Source organism: Mesorhizobium sp. M7A.F.Ca.CA.003.01.2.1 (assembly GCF_003998945.1).
Classification (GTDB): domain Bacteria; phylum Pseudomonadota; class Alphaproteobacteria; order Rhizobiales; family Rhizobiaceae; genus Mesorhizobium; species Mesorhizobium ciceri.
In genome coordinates this window covers 1-1,197 of record NZ_RZRA01001277.1, presented here as the reverse complement: position 1 = coordinate 1,197, position 1,197 = coordinate 1, and the positions used below count along the sequence as shown (strand labels likewise).

General features: G+C 68.5%; 2 protein-coding genes. One reads left to right on the top strand and one right to left on the bottom strand.

Annotated elements, in window-relative coordinates:
• Positions 1-352 (top strand): cation:dicarboxylase symporter family transporter (locus EN969_RS31940; RefSeq protein ID WP_127419780.1); only part of this gene is annotated, 352 nt, incomplete at its 5' end.
• Between the two features lie 67 nt (positions 353-419).
• On the opposite strand, the gene EN969_RS31935 is transcribed toward EN969_RS31940, so the two are convergent.
• Positions 420-1,197, bottom strand: a 778-nt coding sequence (locus tag EN969_RS31935; protein WP_127419779.1) for an ROK family protein, incomplete at its 5' end; no start/stop codon positions are given.

The window sequence follows — 1,197 nt, the reverse complement described above, 5'->3', positions numbered from 1 at the left end:
GTTCATCGCACAGGCGACCAACATCCACCTGTCGATGGGTGACCAGATCCTGCTGCTGCTGGTGGCCATGCTCTCGTCCAAGGGTGCCGCCGGCATCACCGGAGCGGGCTTCATCACCCTTGCCGCCACGCTGTCGGTGGTTCCGGCGGTGCCGGTCGCCGGTATGGCGCTGATCCTCGGCGTCGACCGCTTCATGTCGGAATGCCGGGCGCTGACCAACTTCGTTGGCAATGCCGTCGCCACGCTGGTGGTGGCGCGCTGGGAAGGCGAACTCGACGAGGCCAAGCTGGCGAGGGCGCTGGCGGGCACGGCTGATGACAGCCTGCCGGCGGATGTCGTCCCCGCCGAGTAACCACGTGTGGCTTATGCGTAAAAGGCCGGAGGCATGCTGCCTGCGGCCTTTGTCATGCAGTCGCACGTCAGACGGTGCCGATCTTGCTCAGTGGTGTGTCCGGATATGTGCTTGGGCCGACAGGCATGCGGGCTGCCAAAGTGCCCTCGTCGTCGAACAGCACAAGGCTGGCGGCGCCGACGAGCCCGGCATGGCGGCCGAGCTGTGCTGGAACGACCGGTACGTCGCGATAGGCGCGCATGGCCCGCTGCCTGATGGTTGCCTCGATGGTCGGCGCCATCAGGTCGAGCCCATTGGCGATGCCGCCGCCGACGACCAGCACATCGGGCGAATAGAGATGTAACAGGTTGGTGAAGCCGACGCCCAGCCAGCGGGCTTCCTCGTCCAGCAAGGCCGAGGCAAGATCGTCGCGCAGCCGTGCCGCCTCGACGACATGGCGGCCGGTCACCTCCGCATCCGCTGACAGGCGCCGCAAGGCCGAGCCGTCGCCGGCGGCCGTGGCGGCGGTGGCGCGGCGGCCGAGCGCGGTTCCCGAAGCGATGGCCTCGAAGCAGCCGATAACGCCGCACACGCAACGCTCGCCCTCATTGGTGATGGTCATGTGACCGATCTCGGCGGCAAGGCCACGGCGGCCATGCAGGATGCGCCCATCGACGACGACACCGCCGCCGATGCCGGTCGACACCGTGACAAAGACCAGCGAGCGAGCGCCATGGCCGGCGCCGAAGCGCCATTCGCCGAGCGCCGCGGCATTGGCGTCGTTCTCCAGACGGACCGGCAGGCCGAGCCGCCGCTCGAGGATGTCGGCAAGCGGCACATCCAGCCAGCCGGTGAGTGTCGGCGGG